Here is an 18,202-nt window from a genome sequence, read left to right as displayed (position 1 = left end):
GCGCCTGCGCGACGACCGTCGATGACTGCGGCACAGTTTGCCGATGATGGTGCGGGCAGCAATCTCCGATCCGCTTCCACTGCTGCGTACCGGCATCGCAGCCGCCCTGCGCCGGGACGGCCATCCGGTCGACGAGCCCGCCGACGTGCTGGCCTGGTGCTCCGACGAGGCACCGGTCCTGATCGTTATCGGCCTGACCACTCCGGCGCAGTGGGAGTTGCTCAGCGACCTCGGCCGGTCCCGTCCGGCGGCGCGGATCGTTGCCCTGCTGCCGGATGCGGCCGCCGCCACACGCGCCGTCCGGGCCGGTGCCACCGCAGTGCTTCCCCGTGACGTGACCGCTGAGCGTCTGCTCGAAGCCTGCCGGGCGGTCCGCCGCGATGAATCCGTACTGCCCGCCGCGACCGTCCGCGAGCTGCTGCGCCGCGCCGCCCGCTGGGACGACGACGTGCGCCTCGATGATCGCGAGCTGGGCTGGCTGCGGATGCTCGCGGGCGGAGCGACGGTGGCAAGGGTGGCGGCCCAATCCGGCTATTCCGAACGGATGATGTTCCGACTGCTGCGGGACCTCTATGCAAGGCTCGGCGTTGGCGGGCGCACCGAGGCGATGCTGCTCGCGCGGGAACAAGGCTGGGTGTAGGTCGCAGGATTCAGCATGATGGCGCCGTGACCGAGTGGGATCCGATCGTCGAGTCGTGCGACATCGCGGCGTCGCTTCCCGTCGGCGCCGTAGGAGGCGCTGACCGGCAGCGTGGCGCTCCTTTGCGGACGCCCCGGGATCGACCTTGCGGCTCGTCTCTTCACCGGCCGCGCTGCGACTTGCTGCTGGGTTCGACGACAGCCGCGCCGTGCTGATCAACGCTTCGAACTGCAGGTGTCCCAGCCCGAGCGTGGGCGAATCGACCGGCGCCGGTGGCTGGCGTACGTAGTCGGCCGGTGGGTACGGCAGGACTTGGCCGATGACGCAGACTCGGTAAAGCCGACGACGACCGACAACCGGCGAGTGACGGCTCGAGGCTGTTAGCAGCGGATCTCCTGCAACCAGCGCACATTCAGCTCAATATCGACGCGGCCCGCGCGAACCGGGTCAGGAAGATCTTGAGACTCGACCCGATGTGCAAGCGGGCCTGACCGCGGTGGCGGCCCAGGTAGGTGGCCATCGAGGCACGGAGAACACCCTCGTCGAAGGTGGTAGCGGCTTGATCGGAAGCATGCAAAGGCAGTCATGCCCAACGGTCCGCCACCCGTCGAGCCGAGCACCAGCGCGCTTGGCGCGGCAGATCAGTACGCGCGGTTCGGGGCGATGTTCGCGGATCCAGTGGTCGACATTGTCGGTTGTCCGGACGTTTTTGTGTGCGAGGTCGGCGTCGGGTCGGGTGAAGTCGGCATGCGGACGCATGGGCGCCGGATTCGTCTCAGCAGCCTTGCCCACAAGATCTTGTGGGCAAGGCGTCACTGCTGCCCCACATGTGTCGGCGTGTCGTACGCGTGTTCGCCTGTGTGGGCGCTTCAATGATCTATCCGTGGGGGAGATCGGATCGCCGTGACGAGGAGGGCAGCGTGCCGACGCCTGACTACCTGAAGGATCAGCTGGCGAAGCTGAAGAAGGAAGAAGCGGATCTGTCGAAGAAGCAGGGCGCGGAACGCACCGCCGCCGCCAAGCTCCGGGAGAAGGCTGCTACTAAGGCCGGCCAGGCGCAGCGAACCAAGGTCGCGTCGTCTATCCAGCGGTTAATCAAAGAGGCCAACCGGGCCGAGCAGGATGCTGTAAAGCACGACGATAAGGCTGCCGACTACGGCAAGAAGTTGGCCGCCGTGGCAAAGACGATCGCGACGACCTCGAAGGCGCTCACCCAGGCCGAGACCACCGCGACGAAGGCGCGCGACCGCGACGACCAGCGCCGGCGGCGTCGCGAACTAGCGCACGCTCGCGAGGTGGCGGCGGCATCCCGCCCGCGGTCTTCGGAGCCCGCGCAGCCAAAGGAAGAACCGCTGCGGGTCGCGTACCTCACCGCGAGCCCCGATGGCGAGGATCGGCTACGGGTCGACCGGGAGGTACGCGAGGTCAGGGAAGCGGTCAAGCGGGCCATCCACCGGGACCAGGTGACGATTGACCACTGGCCCGCGGCGACGTTCGACGACCTGTTCAACGCCCTCAACGACCAGCGGCCGCACGTCATGCACTTCTCGGGGCACGGGTCTGCCGGAGGGCTGTTCTTCGACGGCACTGACACGGACAACCCCGACGGTGTGGACGTCGGTTTCGCACTGTTGGGGCGGCTGTTGAAGGGTACGGATCACCCGCCGACGCTGCTCGTGCTCAACGCATGCGATTCGTATGATGGCGCGGAAACATTGCTGGAGGCCGTGCCGGTGATCGTGGCGATGGTTGACGAGATCAGCGACGCCGCCGCGAAGGCATTCGCGATCAAGTTCTACGCCGCTATCGCGAGCGGCCAATCCCTCGCCTCGGCGCTCGCTCAAGGTCAGGCCGCGAGCGAGTTCCTGACCGGCGAAGGGAACACTCCGGAGGTGCTCACGCAGCCGGGTCTGCGCCCGGCGGACGTGCTCCTGGTGACCGCCCCGCCTGCATGACACCGCCAGAGCCGGGGCGGTTCGTATTTCGTCGAACCGTCCGCGCTCCGATGAGGCAAGGAGAACAAGATGAGTACCCCCGCAGGGGAGATGCGTGCCGCCCGGCTGAGCGGACCACTCGGGCGTCACATGGAAGAAGTCGCCATCGTCCGCCGCAGCTCCGAGGGTGAGACACGTGTCGATGTCTTTGCTCTGATGTCAGCCAAGACGGCTACATTCCCGCTCGACACCGACCTTGAGGAGGGGGATCTCATCGAGCAGCGCCTTCCCTCGGGGAAGGCCAAGCTGTATCGAGCGACACGGGTGACCTACCACAGCCGGCGCGGACTTCCGGCATCCGCCCAACGCGTAACGGCCGAAATCGAGCCCGTTACAACTCGGCCCGCACCCGCTGACCGGCGGGTAGAAATCCCCGGGATGCACCCCACCGTGTCCCAGGCGGCAGGCGCGTTGTTCGCAGACGGTCACTACAGCAAGGCCGTATTGGCCGCTTTTCAAGCCGTGGAGCTGCAGGTCCAGACGAAATCCGGCCTGACCGAAACCGGTGTCCCGCTCATGCACCGCGCCTTCAACCCCCAGAGCCCGATCATCGACGTCGCCCGACACGACGGCCGCAACGCGCAGGACGAACGCGAGGGATTCCGATTCCTATTCGCTGGGGCGATGGCTGGCCTTCGTAATCCCCGGGCGCATGGTGCGGACCTGCCCGACTCCGAAGCGGAAGCGATCGAGTACCTGGCGTTGGCGAGTGCGCTGCTGCGCCGAATCTGATTTCGGATCAGAGCCCCGCCATCGGAGGCGATCCCGCCTCACGGTGTCTGGCCGGGTTGCCTGCCATCGCTGCGGCTCGGGCTTCGGCATACTCATCTCGGCTATGAGCGTGCGCGGGATCGGCTCGCTGAGGCGCGTGCGGCCGAGGCCGCTCTCGTGCCGAGATGGGTCCCGGGCGGAGGCTCGGGACCAATCAAGGTAGGTAATTTTCAGGCGAGCGGGATAGCCCCGACAAGGCGCAATCCGCGTTGGGTATCGGTTCGTGTCGATCCACGGAGTTGAACACCCACGCCACCAGTGCCCGAGGTGCCTGAGGACTGTCCGCGTCGCAGGCGGCGATAGCAACATAGTGACCCTTATGGTCGCTGTGCTCCAGCCCTGTAACGATCTTCGCGATTTCAGCGGCGTAAGCCCAGGCACTCTTGCCGGCTGCCCTGCCGGCGCAGCCGGTGCTCCGCCAGCCGTCCGGGACCTTCGCTGAAGAACTGGTCCTGACCGTCGAGGCCTTGCGATGTGCTGACTCGGCATCTGCTTCCCCGCCCCGACATCGCCGTCGGCCGCATCCCGCTCGACCGTGTGCCGGGGAACCAACGAAATGTCGGCCCTCAAAGTTTGTGACTGCGTCCTCACCTCTTCACAAACATGGCCTTCGATGGACATGATCCTCAGGGACGGTTGCCGTCCACCCCGTGTCGAGGAGGCCCCCATGCGGGTAACCCGAGTCTCTGCCCGTTTTTCACGCGCCACGCGCCACGCCGCCGCAGTCGTTCTCGCCGCGCTGGCCGGCGCCGGCCTGGTCGGCGTCAGCGCGCAGCCCGCGTCGGCCGCACCTCCCGGGATCCCGTCGAAGGCGACGGCCCAGTCGCAACTCAACGCCCTGACCGTGGCGGCGCAAGGCTCGACCAGCGGCTACTCCCGTGACCTGTTCCCACACTGGATCACCATCAGCGGGAGCTGCAACACCCGCGAGCAGGTCCTCAAGCGCGACGGCACCTCCGTCGTCGTCAACAGCTCCTGCGCGGCCACCTCCGGCCGCTGGTACAGCCCGTACGACGGGGCGACCTGGACGGCGGCCTCCGACGTCGACATCGACCACGTCGTGCCGCTGGCCGAGGCGTGGCGCTCCGGCGCCAACTCGTGGACGACCAGCCGCCGGCAGAGCTTCGCCAACGACCTCACCCGCCCACAGCTGATCGCTGTGACGGACAACGTCAACCAGTCCAAGGGCGACCAGGATCCCTCGACCTGGCAGCCGCCTCTGTCGTCGTACCGGTGCACCTACAGCAAAATGTGGATCACCGTGAAGTACAACTGGGGCCTGACCCTGCAGTCGTCGGAGAAATCCGCACTGCAAAGCATGCTCAACACCTGCAGCTCCTGACCTCGACCTTGGCCTGCGGTCTGCGGCCCCCCAGGGCTGCGGACCGCAGGTCGGACGCTATGCCTGCTGTGGCGGCTGGCTGTCGCCGGACTGCGTGCGCCACTGGCCGCCCGCGTCGGCGGCGAGCAGACGCTTGACCATGGCGAGCGCCTCGTCCTCGGTGTCGAACTCCCACCGCAGCACCCGGCCGGTCTCGCTGTCGCCGGCTCGGGCGGTGACCTTCCACCGGACCTCGCGGACGAGCCACACATCTCGGCGGCCCAGGCGCCCCCAGATCCCGTTCCACCAGCGTGCCGCCACATCCTCCACCAGCGAATCGTACAAGTGTTCGACCAGCGGATGGTGTTGGGTAGCGAGGTGGCCGGGCTGGGGTGGTGTCGTTCCCTGGTCGGAACACAGGCCGCTTTGGCTTTCGGTCGGTCGGCAGCCCATGCTGACGTCACTGGTCCTGGGGGAGAGGGCCGTCGTACTGGAAGGTTGGCGGGTCGACCTCGCCGGCGCAGCGGAGGTAGCGGTGCTGCACCGGCTGGCTGGGATGATCTCGGGCACCGAGGTAGGCGCCGCTCTGCGTCAGGAAGATGGCCTGTGGAAGGGAGCCGTCGTCGTCAACTTCAATGTGGGTGATGCGGCCGTCGGCGGGTCCGCCGAGCAGCCATACCTCGACGGCGGGCATCAGCGACTCACCGTCAGTGTGGCGGCGGCTGTCAGCAGCCTGGCGACGGCGGCGATGAGGGCGGCCGTCGCGCCGATGGGGCCGGTGACACCGGTGAGGTGCTCCAGTGGTGTGGGCCTTTCCGTGCGCCGTGATCGGCTGCGTTGATCCCGGGTCATAGCTGCGCTCCTTCGTCGTTGGATGGGACGTGGCGTCGTCCCCGCGCAGGTACTTCAGCAGTAGTGGCCCAGCCGATCAATGCCTGATCGCATCAGCTGTGGACAACTCAGGTCCCTGCGGATAGGCGGACGATCACTGCGGCCTTCTGAAATCATGCGCCGCTCGTTGTCGACCCCGAGCGAGGTGGGCCGATGAGAACGCCGTCATGGGCCCTCACGTGGTGACCGTCGCGCCATTGGCTTGAAGGTGGGCCGACAGGTCGAGGCGAACCGGTCTAGCTGCCGCTGAGCTGGGCACACACCGAAACAGCAAGCCATCTGCACCAATTTGGCCGGAATGATGGGAGCCGCGGCAGCGGCACTTGTCGGGCCCGAGGATCGGCTCGCATGGTGATCTGGCCGTCGCTCGCGGCGGCCGGATCGGGCCGGACGGCGCAGGACTGCCTGGGTGAGTGCCGCGCCGTCGCGGTAGTCGATATGCGCAGGAGGAGTAAAAGGGAGGAGCCTGGGATTGGATTCCCCGGCAGGCTCCCGGCGTGGTCAAAGGTTCCGAGCTGCCGGGGGAACCTCAGCCGGGCACAGCGAGCGCATGAGCCTCGGTCTCGCGAGAGCTCGACGATGGGCCGTAGATCTCGGGGCAGGGCTGGGGCCCCAAGTGTCGGCCTGACGGTGCCCCGCCAGTCGTTGTTGTTGCTGCCGCTCCAGCACGCAGGCTGCGTTCGAGCCTCCGCTCGTGCGCCGACGTGGTACGCCAGGTGCGGCGTCCACCCTCCGGCCAAGGAGCCAGTCTGCCCCTTCCGCGAGTGAGGGCAGCGCGGAGGGACGGGATCCTCGACCGGTCCTGCCCCGCTGCGCGGGGGTGCCGTGCGGCATTTAGGCAACGACAACGCGTACTTCGCATCAAGCAGTGACTGTGATGGAAGTCACTCAATAAATAAGGTTAACTGTCGTCGGTCACCTTCGGTAATGCAACCTGCTCACGGGCGTGTCGACCAGCCGGCGGTAGCCGCCGCCTCAGTCCGATGTGGACGGAAGGGGCGGTGGGCGGGCCTACGGGTCAGACCGTAGGGATGGGTAGCCCTATCGTCTCTGCCACTGCTTCTTGATCGATTGGACGTGTGGCATGGGCCGTCGGTGCCGTCGTGGGCTGGCTGTGTGGGTAGCGGCTGCGGTTACCGGCAGCGTGCTCGCCGTCCCTGCTGAGGTCAGTGCCGCTGCGGCGGCTCCGGCGTGTACGGGTGTCGCGCCTTCGGAGGCTGAGGCATCCGCCCTTGCTGTGGCGTGCGACGAGCAAGTTTTCGTGGACAGTTCCCGCACGGAGCTCGCTCAGGTGGTGGCGCAGCCGGATGGTCGACTTCGGTTTGAGTCGGCGGTGGTGCCACAACGAACCCGTAGGACTGGCCGCTGGGCGGAGATAGACCTCCAGCTCGCCGCCGGCTCGGACAACAGGTGGCGGCCGGCGATGTCTGTGGCTGACGTCGCTTTTTCCGGCGGTGGCGCTGGCCCGCTGGTGACGCTCAGGCGTGACGGCAAGGCGATGATGATGTCGTGGTCGGAGGGAGCCTTACCCGCTCCGGAGGTGGCGGCCGACTCCGCCACCTACCGCAACGTGTTGACCGACGTGGACCTAGTCGTGCGGGCGACGCGTACCGGGTTTAGCCACGCCTTGATCGTGAAGTCGGCGGCTGCGGCGGCGAACCCGGCGGTGCGCCAGATTCGATTCGCGTTGAGCGGCGATGTTGAGGTTAGCCCCGGGCCGGGAGGTGGTCTGCGCGCGACGGCCGGTAGCTCCGTCTTCGCCACTGCGGAGCCGGCGGTGATGTGGGATTCACGGACTGGGGCGGCAGCAGGAACATCTGCCCGTGGCCTGATGTCGGGGGCGGAGTCGACGCCGGCGGGTGCGGGTGATGCCGCTCGGGTGGCGCCGGTGGAAGTGGAACTGTCGGGTACCGATCTTGTGCTGCGCCCGGACGTGGCGTTGCTGCAGGCACCCGAGGCCGTTTTCCCGCTGTTCATCGATCCGGCGTGGTCGGTGTACAAGTCGAAGTGGGCCTATGCCACCAACAACGGCTCGTCGAACACCGACTACTCCACCGCTCGGGTGGGCTTGAGCCCGGAAACCGGGGCTCTGTACAGGTCCTTCTTCGAATTCCCAACGACTGCCAATGGCGTGTCACTGAAGGGCAAGCACGTCGAGTCGGCCCGCGTTCAGATGACCCTCACGCACTCCCACTCCTGCGACGACACGGTCTCGTCGATGTACTTCTCGTCAGCGATCAACGCGACGATGAAGGCCAACTGGGAGAAGATGTTGATTCCGACCTTCCTGGACGACGCCTCGGGGCATGCGAACGAGGCCGGTGGCTGCCAGACGATTCAACCGAACATGACGATGAACTTCTCGGGTTCAACGGTGACCGCCCAGTTGCAGACTGCCGCCACAAAGAGCTGGAACAACATCACAGTCGGGTTCACGGCGCGCGCCGCGAACGGCTCAGGCGAGTCCACGCAGGGACGGTGGAAGAAGTTCCTCCCGAACGACGCCAAGCTGTACGTGGACTACGACTCCAAGCCAGGTGCCCCTAATGGTCTGCAAGTGGCCGGTGTGGCCTGCCCTGCTTCCAGTGCTCTGACGATCGGCACACTGACCCCGAGCTTCTCGGCGATGTTTCCCGACGCCGACGGCGCGGACTCCCTGACCGGAACTTTCGAATGGATCGAAGTTCCCGCCGGCGGCATGGGCACAGTGACGGACGCGTCGCCCACCCGAAAGACGCCGCCGCCAAACAAGACCGGTATCACCCCGAACTCGCGTGCGACCAGCAACACGGTGACCGTTACCACTGGGCCCACGTACGCCTTCCGCGCCAAGGCCACCGACAGGGCCCCCTACTCCCTGACGGGCGACTGGTCGGGATGGTGCCAGTTCAGGGCGGACACGACCAAGCCACCGGTCACGGCGCGGGTCGTGACACTGCCAGCCGGACCCGGCCTGACGGGCAAAGTCAGGATCGAATCCACTGCCACGGACGTGGTCCGCTTCATGTATGGCTGGGACGCGGCTACGAGGGTGGTCACCGCGCAGGGCACGAACCCTAGGTTCGCCGAGGTGGAGGTGACGGCGGCGAGTTTCGGGCGCAACGTTCTGCTGGTCAAAGCCGTGGACGCCACATTGAACGAGGGTTACGGATCCGTCGAGTTCACCGTCGCACGCCCGTCGTCGGCCACCGCCAAATGGGGCTTGGAGACCTACCCAGGGATGAGTCAGGCCGCCGCGCTGGCCGATGGACAACCAGCTCCCACTAACTCTGCGCTTACGGCCACCAACGTGACGTGGTCCGACGACGTTCGCCTAGCCGGTGGCCAGACCGCGACCTTCAACGGGACGTCGTCGTACGCGCAAACCTCCGGACAGGTTCTGGACACCTCGAAGTCGTTCAGCGTGGCGGCATGGGTGCGACTGACAGACAGATCAGCGGACCGGACGGTGGTGACCAAGGATGCCACCGGATCCGCATCGCTGTATTTCCAGTACCAGAAGAGCACCGACCGGTGGTTGGCCCAGATGCCATCGGCGACCTCGGGCACGATCACGTGGTGGAACGCGACGTCCAGCTCGGTGCCCCAGAGCAGCGTCTGGACCCACCTGACCTGCGTGTATGACGCTGTAGATGACACGCTCAAGCTGTATGTCAACGGAAGACTGGAGTCGACCGTCAACGGCGTCGTGGGGTTCAATGACGCGACCCAGCCGTTCTGGATCGGTAGGTCGGGGTCCACGTGGTGGCAGGGCAACCTTGCCGATGTGCAGGTGTTTGACCGGGTCCTGGTGCCCCACGACTTCAGCGGCCAGTTGGCCGCCGATCCGCTGTCGGGCGGATTCAACGAGCCCGGGATACTGACGCCCATCCCCGTCGGCAACTGGGATTTCGAGAACGCCCAGTCTTGCTATGTCACTGACTTTCTGGATTCGTGCGAGGCGCCCGATTCGGTTACGGCATGGGACCGATGGTTGGCGCTGACTAAGGGCTCCGAGGTCGCAGCGGGTTACGGTGGCGGACAGGGCCTGTGGCTGGACTACCGGTACTTCCCCGATGACGGATTCGACGAGAACACGCAGGAGTATGCACGCAGCGCTATCAAGCTCGCTCCCCATACCGATGCCGACGGCAATGAGCTGAACGCGTGGCAAGAGAAACCCGTACTGCGTACCGATGATTCATTTACGGTGTCGGCCTGGGTTATGCTCAGCAGCCCGGTCGGAATGCGGACTGCGGTGTCGCAGCGTGGTACGCACGAAAGTGCCTTCTGGTTGAAGTATCAGTCCGATGTCGGCAAGTGGCAGTTCGCGCTGAGCGATGAGGACGTGACAACAACCTCCACGATAAGCGTGCGCTCAACCAACGCCGCCGAAAGCGAGGTCTGGACGCACCTCACCGGCGTGTACGACGCAGGGCGTAAGGAGATCCGACTCTACGTCAATGGTGTCCTCGAAGGCGTCCAGGCTGTGCCTTTCACTCCGATGACTTCAAATGGGCCGCTGCTGGTCGGTCGTGCATTGTGGCACGACCAGGTGATTGACCAATGGACCGGTGGCATCGACGACGTCGCCGTGTTCCAAGGCGCTATGACGGACACCGCCGTGGTCAACCTCTACAACTCCCGAATTCCAGCCACCCCAGGCACGAACCTGCTGGTCGAAAACGAAAGTCTGACCGCCGGTCAATATCTGCGCTCGGATGTCGGCAATTACCAACTACTCATGCAGGACGACGGCAACCTTGTGCTCAGTCAGGCGGGTTCTCCCATTTGGGACACTGAAACGTGGGGCAATTCCGGTGCCTACGCGACTTTGCAGACAGACGGCAACCTGGTGGTCTACCGCAGTGATGGCACAGCCTTGTGGGACACCTCGACTGCAGGCACAGCCGTGAGTCAACTGGTCCTGCGTGATAACGGTGATTTGGTACTCCTCGACCCCGGCGGAACGGTTCTTTGGCACCGGTGACTCGGCACTAGAGCATCCACCTGTCGACCGACGTGATTCGGATCGACCATGAAATCGAGCGCCGCCGGGGCGGTGACACCCGGTCGCTCCTATTCGAATGTCCCAGGCTTCGGTAGTGGTTGTGGAGAGGAACAGCTCATGTCGGCACGTTCTGCGGGCGGCCAACGGCGGTTGCGTCGGAGTGATCACGGTAAGAGCGGTCGGCGGTTGACGTTGGTCGGGTCGGTGGTCGTGTCTCTGGTGCTGTCTCTGGTGCCGTACGTGCCGGCGCAGGCGGCTGCACCTCGACAGCCGTCGAAGCCGCCGGCGGAGAAGCTTGACCGTGATGGCGGCCCGGTTGCCGGTGGTAAGGCCTGGCAGCAGAAGAGGGTGACCTCTGCCCCTGCGCCGGCCCCCAAGTGGCCTGCTCCCGCGGCCGCACGGGTCGAGCTCGCTGCGTCGTCGGCGCGTACGGCCGGCGGCCGCGGCGTGCAGGCAGGCTCCCTGCCGGTCTGGGTCGATCGGGGCGCCGGTAAGGCTGGTGAGCCGCTCGCTCAGCTTGACGTGAAGATCGTGGACCGGGCAACCCTCCCGCAGGCCCGGCGCGATGGTCTGATGCTGCAGGTGACCGCTCCGCAGGGCGCCCCGGCCGGCGTGGCGAAGGTGTCGGTCAACTACGACTCCTTCCGGTACGCGGCCGGCGGGTCCTGGGCGTCACGCCTACGCTTGTGGCAGGTGCCGCAGTGCGCAATGAGCACCCCCGTCAGCCCGAGCTGCCGGTCAGTACCGCTGCGCACCTCCAACGACACCGCCGCGGGTATCGCCACGGCCGACGTGAGCGTCACGTCGGCCACGGCCCTGTCCGCGCCTCTTCTGATGCTGGCCGCCACGTCTTCCGGGTCCGACGGCGACTTTGGCGCGACAGGCCTCGCCCCCTCGTCCACGTGGTCGAGCGGCGGGAATGCCGGTGACTTCTCCTGGAACTATCCATTGGGTGTCCCACCGGCGACTGGCCCGTCCCCGGCGGTTGGTCTGAGCTACTCGTCGGCGGCGGTAGATGGTCGGTCCGAGGTCACGAACAACCAGCCGTCGTGGATCGGTGAGGGTTTCGACTACTCCTCCGGCTACATCGAGCGGCGGTACGTGCCCTGCGCCGACGACATGAAGAACGGCGCGACCAACACGACGAGGACCGGTGACCGGTGCTGGCGGTCCGACAACGCGACGATGAGCCTCAACGGCCGCGGCGGCGAACTCATCTACCAGGCTGGTAAGGGCTGGCACTCCCGCGGGGAGGACGGCTCGAGGATCGAGAAGCTGACGGGTGCGACCAACGGCGACTCCGGCGACACTACTTACGGTGACGTCGGTGAGTACTGGAAGGTGACCACCACCGACGGCACCCAGTACTTCTTCGGCCGGCACAACCTGCCAGGCCAGTCGACCGGGACGAACTCCACCCTGACGGTGCCGGTGTTCGGCAACCACTCCGGCGAGCCGTGCGCAAGGAGCACCTTCACCGGGTCGGACTGCGTACAGGCGTGGCGGTGGAACCTCGACTACGTCGTCGACGTGCGCGGCAACACCATGTCCTTCTGGTACGGCAAAGAAACCAACAAGTACGCCCGTAACGACTCCGACTCCGACGACGTGACCTACGACCGCGCTGGTTACCTCACCCGCATCGACTACGGCACGTATGACCGAATCGCCGGGACGCACGGTGTCACCGAGCGCAGCACCACTCCGTACGCGCAGGTCCTGTTCGAGACGGACATGCGCTGCTTTTCCAACTGTGGCACCGAGGCCGCCCCGGTGGTAGCGAGTTGGAAGGACACCCCGTGGGACCAGGAGTGCAAGGCATCGGCCACTTCCTGCCCTCAGCAGTACTCGCCGACGTTTTGGACTGCCAAGCGGTTGAAGTCGGTTACTACGCGAGTGTGGGACAGTTGGGATACCACCAAGCCGGCCCCGGCCTGGCAGCCGGTCGAGTCCTGGACTCTGTCGCACACGTTCTCGGCGACGGCTGACTCCACACATGAAGGGCTGTGGCTGGACCGAATCGACCACGCGGGCCTGGTCGGCGGCACCATCAACCTGCCGCCGGTGACGTTCGAGGCGGAGTCACTACCGAACCGGGTCTACACCGAGCACGGCACCACCGACAACTGGCTGCGGATATCCAGCATCGTCACCGAAACCGGCGCGCGCATCAAGGTCGACTACTCCCGACCCGAATGCACCGCCGCCATCGTCGACACACTGGCACCGCACAGCAACACGAGGCGCTGCTACCCCGTTAAGGTGCCAGACCCGAACGACCCGTCTGGAAACAAGCTCATCACCGAGTGGTGGCACAAGTATCGGGTCGAGCACGTGGCCGAGGACGACGTGCAGCTCAAAGATGGACATCAATCGCCGACCAGGCACACCTGGTACGACTATCCAGGCTCCCCAGCGTGGCACTTCGACGACGATGACGGCCTGACCAGGCCGGACCGTAAGACGTGGGGGCAATGGCGCGGCTACGGCCAAGTCAACACCCGAGTCGGCGACGACGGAAGCCCACAGACGCTGACCAAGACGACGTTCCTGCGCGGCATGCACGACGACAAGCTCAACCCGTCAGGCGGCACCCGCAGCGTGACCGTGCCAGCATCACTGGGCTCAGAGACCGTGTACGACGAGGATCAGTTCGCCGGGCAGGTCCGCGAGGAGGTCCTTTACAACGGCGTCGACACCAAACCGGTATCGAAGACGGTGAACGTGCCATGGCGGTCGAATCCCACCGCGAGTCGCACCATCAACGGCGACCTCGTGGAAGCACGCTTCGTCAACACCCAGACGACCTACATCGGAACCGCCCTAGGCGTTGACGGTTCCCGAGGGTGGCGCACGTCCCGCAGCACCAGCAGCTACGACCAGACGTACGGCACCATCAACTGGTCACAGGACGACGGCGAGTTCCCGAAGGTCGGCGACGAGAAGTGCGTCAGCTACGCATACAACCGCAACGTGGGCAAGAACCTCACGCAACTGGTCAAGCAGACCACGACCACCGCGTTGGCCTGCGGCACAAGCCCCTCTAGCGTCGACGACATCATCTCCGACGCCCGCACCTACTACGACGGCGCGACCAGCGTCGACGCCGCACCCACCTTCGGATCGACGACCAAGAGCGAGCAACTCAAGGACTGGATCTCCGGCACGGGAACGATCTGGCAGACGACCTCCCAGGCCACCTACGACTTCGCCGGCAAGCAGCAGTCCTCCACGGACATCCGAGGCAACCTCACCACCACCACGTACACCCCACCCGTGGGCGGACCAATCACCCAGGTCACCAGCACCAACCATCTGAACTGGTCGTCGAAGGTAGAAACGAACCCCTACTGGGGCTCAAAGACGAAAATTACCGACCCCAACGCAAAGATCACCTCGGAGGTCAAGTACGACGCGCTCGGCCGCGTCGCCAAGGTATGGACGCAAGGATGGACGAGCGCCGCCAACCCGAACACCCCGTCCGCGCAGTACACCTACACGTTCGCTCCTGGACGCGATAGCTACCCCTACGTGACGTCGCAGACCCTGAACGCTGACGGCAACCACACCACCTCGTACCAGATCCTCGACGGTCTGCTGCGCCCACGCCAAACCCAGATGCCATCGCTGGGCGGTAGCGGCGACCGAGTCGTCACCGACACGATCTATGACGAGATTGGACGTCAGGCGGCGACCTACGCCGCCCACGCCGAGCCCGGCGCGCCGGCAGGCACCCTCTGGTGGGAACCGGACTGGTCCCTGCCCGCAGTGTCCAGAACTGTCTACGACCAAGCGTCACGTCCCACCAACAGCATCTTCCTCGCCGGCGACGACACCACGAACCTCGTCGAGCAATGGCGCACCGTCACCAGCCACGAGGGCGACCTGACCAAGGTCACACCGCCGGAAGGCGGAACCCCCACCACCACAGTCACCGACATCGAGGGCAGGACCGTTGCGCTGCGGCAACACACCACAGCCTCCGGAGTCAACGGCGCCTACCTCGAAACGACATACGCTTTCAACCGCAAGGGTCAGGCGACCAAGCACACCGACTCCGCCAAGAACGAATGGACCAACGAGTACGACGCCAAGGGCCGCCTCTGGCGCACCACCGATCCGGACAAGGGCACGGCGACCAGCACCTTCAACGACGACGACACTCTGCGGAAGACCGTCGACGCCCGTGGTGAGGCGCTGTGGTACGTCTACGACCAGCTGGGCCGCAAAACACAGCTTCGCGACGACTCAGCAACCGGACGACTGCGCGCCGAATGGAAGTACGACACCCTCTACACCGGACAGCCCGGATTTAAAGGGCAACTGACCCAAAGTATCCGCTACGACTACAACTCATCCGGCACAGCAAGCGCCTACAAATGGCAGGCGCGCGGATTCACCGAGCGCTACCAACCGACCGGGGCCAACTACGTGATCCCGCCGGTCGAGACCGGCCTCGACGCAACCTATCTCTATGGCTACGGGTATTCCCAGTTCACCGGCGCCCCGACAACCATCTCTTACCCGGCGGGCGGGGGCCTGGTCACCGAGCAGCTGACCACCGACTACGACGCCACGACCGGCATGCCCGTTCGACTGGACACCAGCCTGACCGGCTCCGTTGGCACCATGGCAACCGCCACGTACACCGCCTACGGCGAGCGTAAGAGCTCGATCTACAAGGTCCCAGGGAACAGTGATTCTTTCACCCAGGACATCGTCTACCGCGAGGAAGCTACCCGCCGGGTCGAACGAACCACCGTCGAGCGATCATCAAGCGCCGGCACTGTCACCGACCGTCACTACTTCTACAAAGACGCCGGCAACTTCGAATCAATCACTGACACCCCAGAGGTCGGTCAGGCAGACGTTCAGTGCTTCCGTGAGGACACCCTGGGCCGGTTGACGACGGCGTGGACTCCAAAGCCCGAGGTCTCCTGCAAGACGGATCCCACCGTCGGCAACTTGGGAGGGCCGGCGCCCTACTGGCATAACTGGACGGTCAACGACACCGGCAGCCGGCTTAATGAGACCAGCCGTACCAGCAGCGAGACCACCACCCGCGACTATGTTGTGCCCGATGGCGGTCAAGGCGTCGTGCGACCACACGCCGTTACCCAGATGACTACCGAAGCTCCCGGGCAGCCAGCGGTTGCCACCAGGTACGGCTACGACGGTGCGGGCAACACCACCTGCCGGCCCGCCGCCACCGTCGCGAACGACTGCGTCACGGGCGCCAACAGCCAAACACTCGGCTGGGACGCCGAGGGCAAACTCGCCACCGTCACGTCCGGCGGCGAGACTATCGAGACCAATGTCTACGACGTCAATGGTGTCCGGCTCATCCGCCGCGACACCACCGGAACCACCCTGTACCTACCCGGACAGGAGATCCGCCGCCAAGGCGGCGTCAACACAGGTACCCGCTACTACGACTTCGCCGGTGTGACCTGCGCCAGCCGTACCGCAGGCTCGGCGGTCACAGACCTGACCTGGCTCTACAGCGACCACCAAGGCACCCAACAAATCGCCATCAATGCCGGTACCCAGAAGGTGGACATCCGTAGACAGACCCCCTACGGGACCCCGCGCGGGTCGAACCCCCCCTGGGTCAACGGCAAGGGCTTCGTCGGCGGCGACAACGACCCCACCAACCTCGTCAACATTGGCGCCAGGCAGTACGACCAATCGCTGGGCCGATTCATCTCAGTCGACCCAATTATGAACCTCTCTGACCCTCAACAGTGGAACGGCTACTCATACGCCAACAACTCACCGGTCACTTCCAGCGATCCAAGCGGCCTAATCCCGGCCGACTGCGCCAAATACGGCTGCCCTGACTACCGAATGGGCGACGAAAAGGGAAACCGCCAAAACAAGCAGAAGAGCCCTGGCTGTTGGCCGCAATGCTCCAGCGCTGGGGCTCCGAAAAAGAGCACAGCACCAACGATCAACGACATCCGCGCCGGCAGTTTCCCCATCCCTGACAAGTACAAGACGATCCTCAAGGCCAAAGGCTACGAAGGCTCCGACAGGTACACGGTGGGCGACGTAACCGACTGGGCAGCTCAGAGCCGCGAAAACTACGTACTCGTATGCTCGGAAATCCTGGGCGGCGACCCCCTCGTCTGCGACGTACAAAACCCGTTGCTGCCGAAGAGAAGCGCCGTTCAGGACCTCATCCTCGGAGCCCTGATCGTCGGCGCGGTCGTTTGCCCTCTCTGCCTGGCTGAGGCGGCCCTCGAAGAGGGCCAGCTGGCAGCAACCGGTGCGATGATCGGGGGAAGCGGGCTGGGAGCCGTTCGGCAGTTCATCGGCATCAAGGCCGCCGCTGGGGTCGGTGCCCTCTGCAGCTTCAGCGGAGACACCGAAGTACTCATGGCTGATGACACCTCCAAGCCAATCAGCGAGATCGAAATCGGCGATGAGGTCAAGGCAGCCGACCCCGAGACTGACGAAGAAGCCGCCAAGCCTGTCACCCACCTATGGATTCACCAGGACACCCTCCAAAATCTGCTCATCGACGGCAGGATTCTCACCACCACCGAGGACCACCCGTTCTGGAACGCCACCGACCGCAGGTGGGAACGCGCCGACGAGCTAGACCCGGGCGACCTACTCGAAACCCCGGAGGACTCAAGAGCCGCCGTAGGCAGGTTCATTCCCAACACCGCCCGCGAAGACACGGCCTACAACCTGACCGTCGCCGACATCCACACGTACTATGTGCTAGCCGGCAACACGCCGGTACTGGTCCACAACACGAATGGCTGCGGAGTTCACAAGTGGACGAGCCAAACAAATCTCGACGATCATTTTGGTCGGCACGGTGATGAAATGGGGTTCTCCACGCAAGCCGAATATCGCTATGCCGCAGAGGACCTGATGTGCACGTGTGGTGGTCGTCGGCCTGGTGTGCAAATCAAGCAGGATGGAAACACGCGGTATTTCCTCGACCCGGAAACAGGGGAGTTCGGAGTCGCGAGCGACCGGGGAATTGTTACCTATTACGTGCCGGAGAATCCATTATCTCACTTTAACAATCAGCCCGGAGTGTCGATCCCATGACGCGGAAAGCCTATCGATCACCGTGCCCATGCTGTGGCCATCTCGTACACGATGACCGGCCAGGATCGTCCCTGATTTGCCCTGTCTGCTTCTGGGAGGACGACCAGGTGCAACTTCGCTGGCCGTTCTATCGGGGTGGCGCAAACAAGGTGTCCCTTGTAGAAGCTCAGCGAAATTATGGGAACCTCGGCGTCAGCGAGACGCGATTCGCGGATAAGGTCCGATCCCCAAGTCGGGATGAGGCACTAGATCGAGGATTTCGCCCTATCGACATTTCCGTTGATTCCTTCGAGGAAACGTCGGTCCAAGAGGAGTCCTGGCCGGAGGATCGAAGCGTCCTCTATTGGTGGCGACCGACTTTCTGGAGACGGCCAAAAGGCGAGGTGTAATAGGCGGCCCAACGCGAGATGGCGCCATTACGTTTCGTGCTGGCGCCACCTCGTTGTGCACTGCTGGTCGTGGCTGTTTTCGTGGGTTGTTGTCAACGTTGCTGTCAAGCAAATGCATCGATAATTATCGTCCGACCC

General features: G+C 64.9%; 10 protein-coding genes. 7 read left to right on the top strand and 3 right to left on the bottom strand.

The window, feature by feature from the left end; genetic code table 11:
- Window positions 1–43 precede the first annotated feature (43 nt).
- The 4 genes from F4558_RS14090 (at window position 44) to F4558_RS14075 (ending at window position 4,747) form a co-directional block, all read left to right on the top strand.
- Window positions 44–640 carry a helix-turn-helix domain-containing protein gene (locus tag F4558_RS14090; RefSeq protein WP_167944527.1) on the top strand — a complete coding sequence of 199 codons (597 nt, stop codon included), beginning with the start codon at window positions 44–46 and terminating at the stop codon, window positions 638–640.
- A 920-nt stretch (window positions 641–1,560) separates the two neighbouring features.
- Window positions 1,561–2,595, top strand: coding sequence for a CHAT domain-containing protein (locus F4558_RS14085; protein WP_167944525.1), 1,035 nt, complete (start codon window positions 1,561–1,563; stop codon window positions 2,593–2,595).
- 69 nt (window positions 2,596–2,664) lie between these two features.
- On the top strand, window positions 2,665–3,366 hold the full coding sequence (locus F4558_RS14080) for a TIGR02391 family protein (protein WP_167944523.1): 702 nt from the start codon (window positions 2,665–2,667) through the stop codon (window positions 3,364–3,366).
- Window positions 3,367–4,072: 706 nt separating this feature from the next.
- Window positions 4,073–4,747 (top strand): HNH endonuclease family protein, encoded by a 675-nt coding sequence (locus F4558_RS14075; RefSeq protein WP_167944521.1) that lies wholly within the window; start codon window positions 4,073–4,075, stop codon window positions 4,745–4,747.
- 57 nt (window positions 4,748–4,804) lie between these two features.
- On the opposite strand, the gene F4558_RS14070 is transcribed toward F4558_RS14075, so the two are convergent.
- From F4558_RS14070 to F4558_RS14060, 3 genes are all read right to left on the bottom strand, one after another.
- Complete coding sequence (locus tag F4558_RS14070) at window positions 4,805–5,056, bottom strand: hypothetical protein (protein WP_167944519.1); 252 nt, start codon at window positions 5,054–5,056, stop codon at window positions 4,805–4,807.
- A gap of 130 nt (window positions 5,057–5,186) precedes the next feature.
- A complete protein-coding gene (locus F4558_RS14065; RefSeq protein WP_167944517.1) occupies window positions 5,187–5,420 on the bottom strand; it encodes a DUF8847 domain-containing protein in 234 nt (77 codons plus the stop codon).
- Window positions 5,420–5,578, bottom strand: coding sequence for a hypothetical protein (locus F4558_RS14060; protein WP_167944515.1), 159 nt, complete (start codon window positions 5,576–5,578; stop codon window positions 5,420–5,422). The genes F4558_RS14065 and F4558_RS14060 overlap by 1 nt, the downstream gene beginning before the upstream one ends.
- Window positions 5,579–6,878: 1,300 nt before the next feature.
- On the opposite strand from F4558_RS14060, the gene F4558_RS14055 reads away from it, so the two are divergent.
- From F4558_RS14055 to F4558_RS32350, 3 genes are all read left to right on the top strand, one after another.
- Complete coding sequence (locus F4558_RS14055) at window positions 6,879–10,586, top strand: LamG-like jellyroll fold domain-containing protein (RefSeq protein ID WP_446685545.1); 3,708 nt, start codon at window positions 6,879–6,881, stop codon at window positions 10,584–10,586.
- Between the two features lie 231 nt (window positions 10,587–10,817).
- A complete protein-coding gene (locus tag F4558_RS14050) occupies window positions 10,818–17,675 on the top strand; it encodes an RHS repeat-associated core domain-containing protein (RefSeq protein WP_312877333.1) in 6,858 nt (2,285 codons plus the stop codon).
- Window positions 17,672–18,064: a CPCC family cysteine-rich protein gene (locus F4558_RS32350; RefSeq protein WP_167944509.1), complete on the top strand. Its 393-nt coding sequence runs from the start codon at window positions 17,672–17,674 to the stop codon at window positions 18,062–18,064. The genes F4558_RS14050 and F4558_RS32350 overlap by 4 nt, the downstream gene beginning before the upstream one ends.
- The last annotated feature ends 138 nt before the right edge of the window (window positions 18,065–18,202 follow it).

This window comes from Micromonospora profundi (assembly GCF_011927785.1).
Classification (GTDB): Bacteria; Actinomycetota; Actinomycetes; order Mycobacteriales; family Micromonosporaceae; genus Micromonospora; species Micromonospora profundi.
Note: the sequence above shows the minus strand (reverse complement) of the source record. Positions and strands in the feature narration are given on the sequence as shown.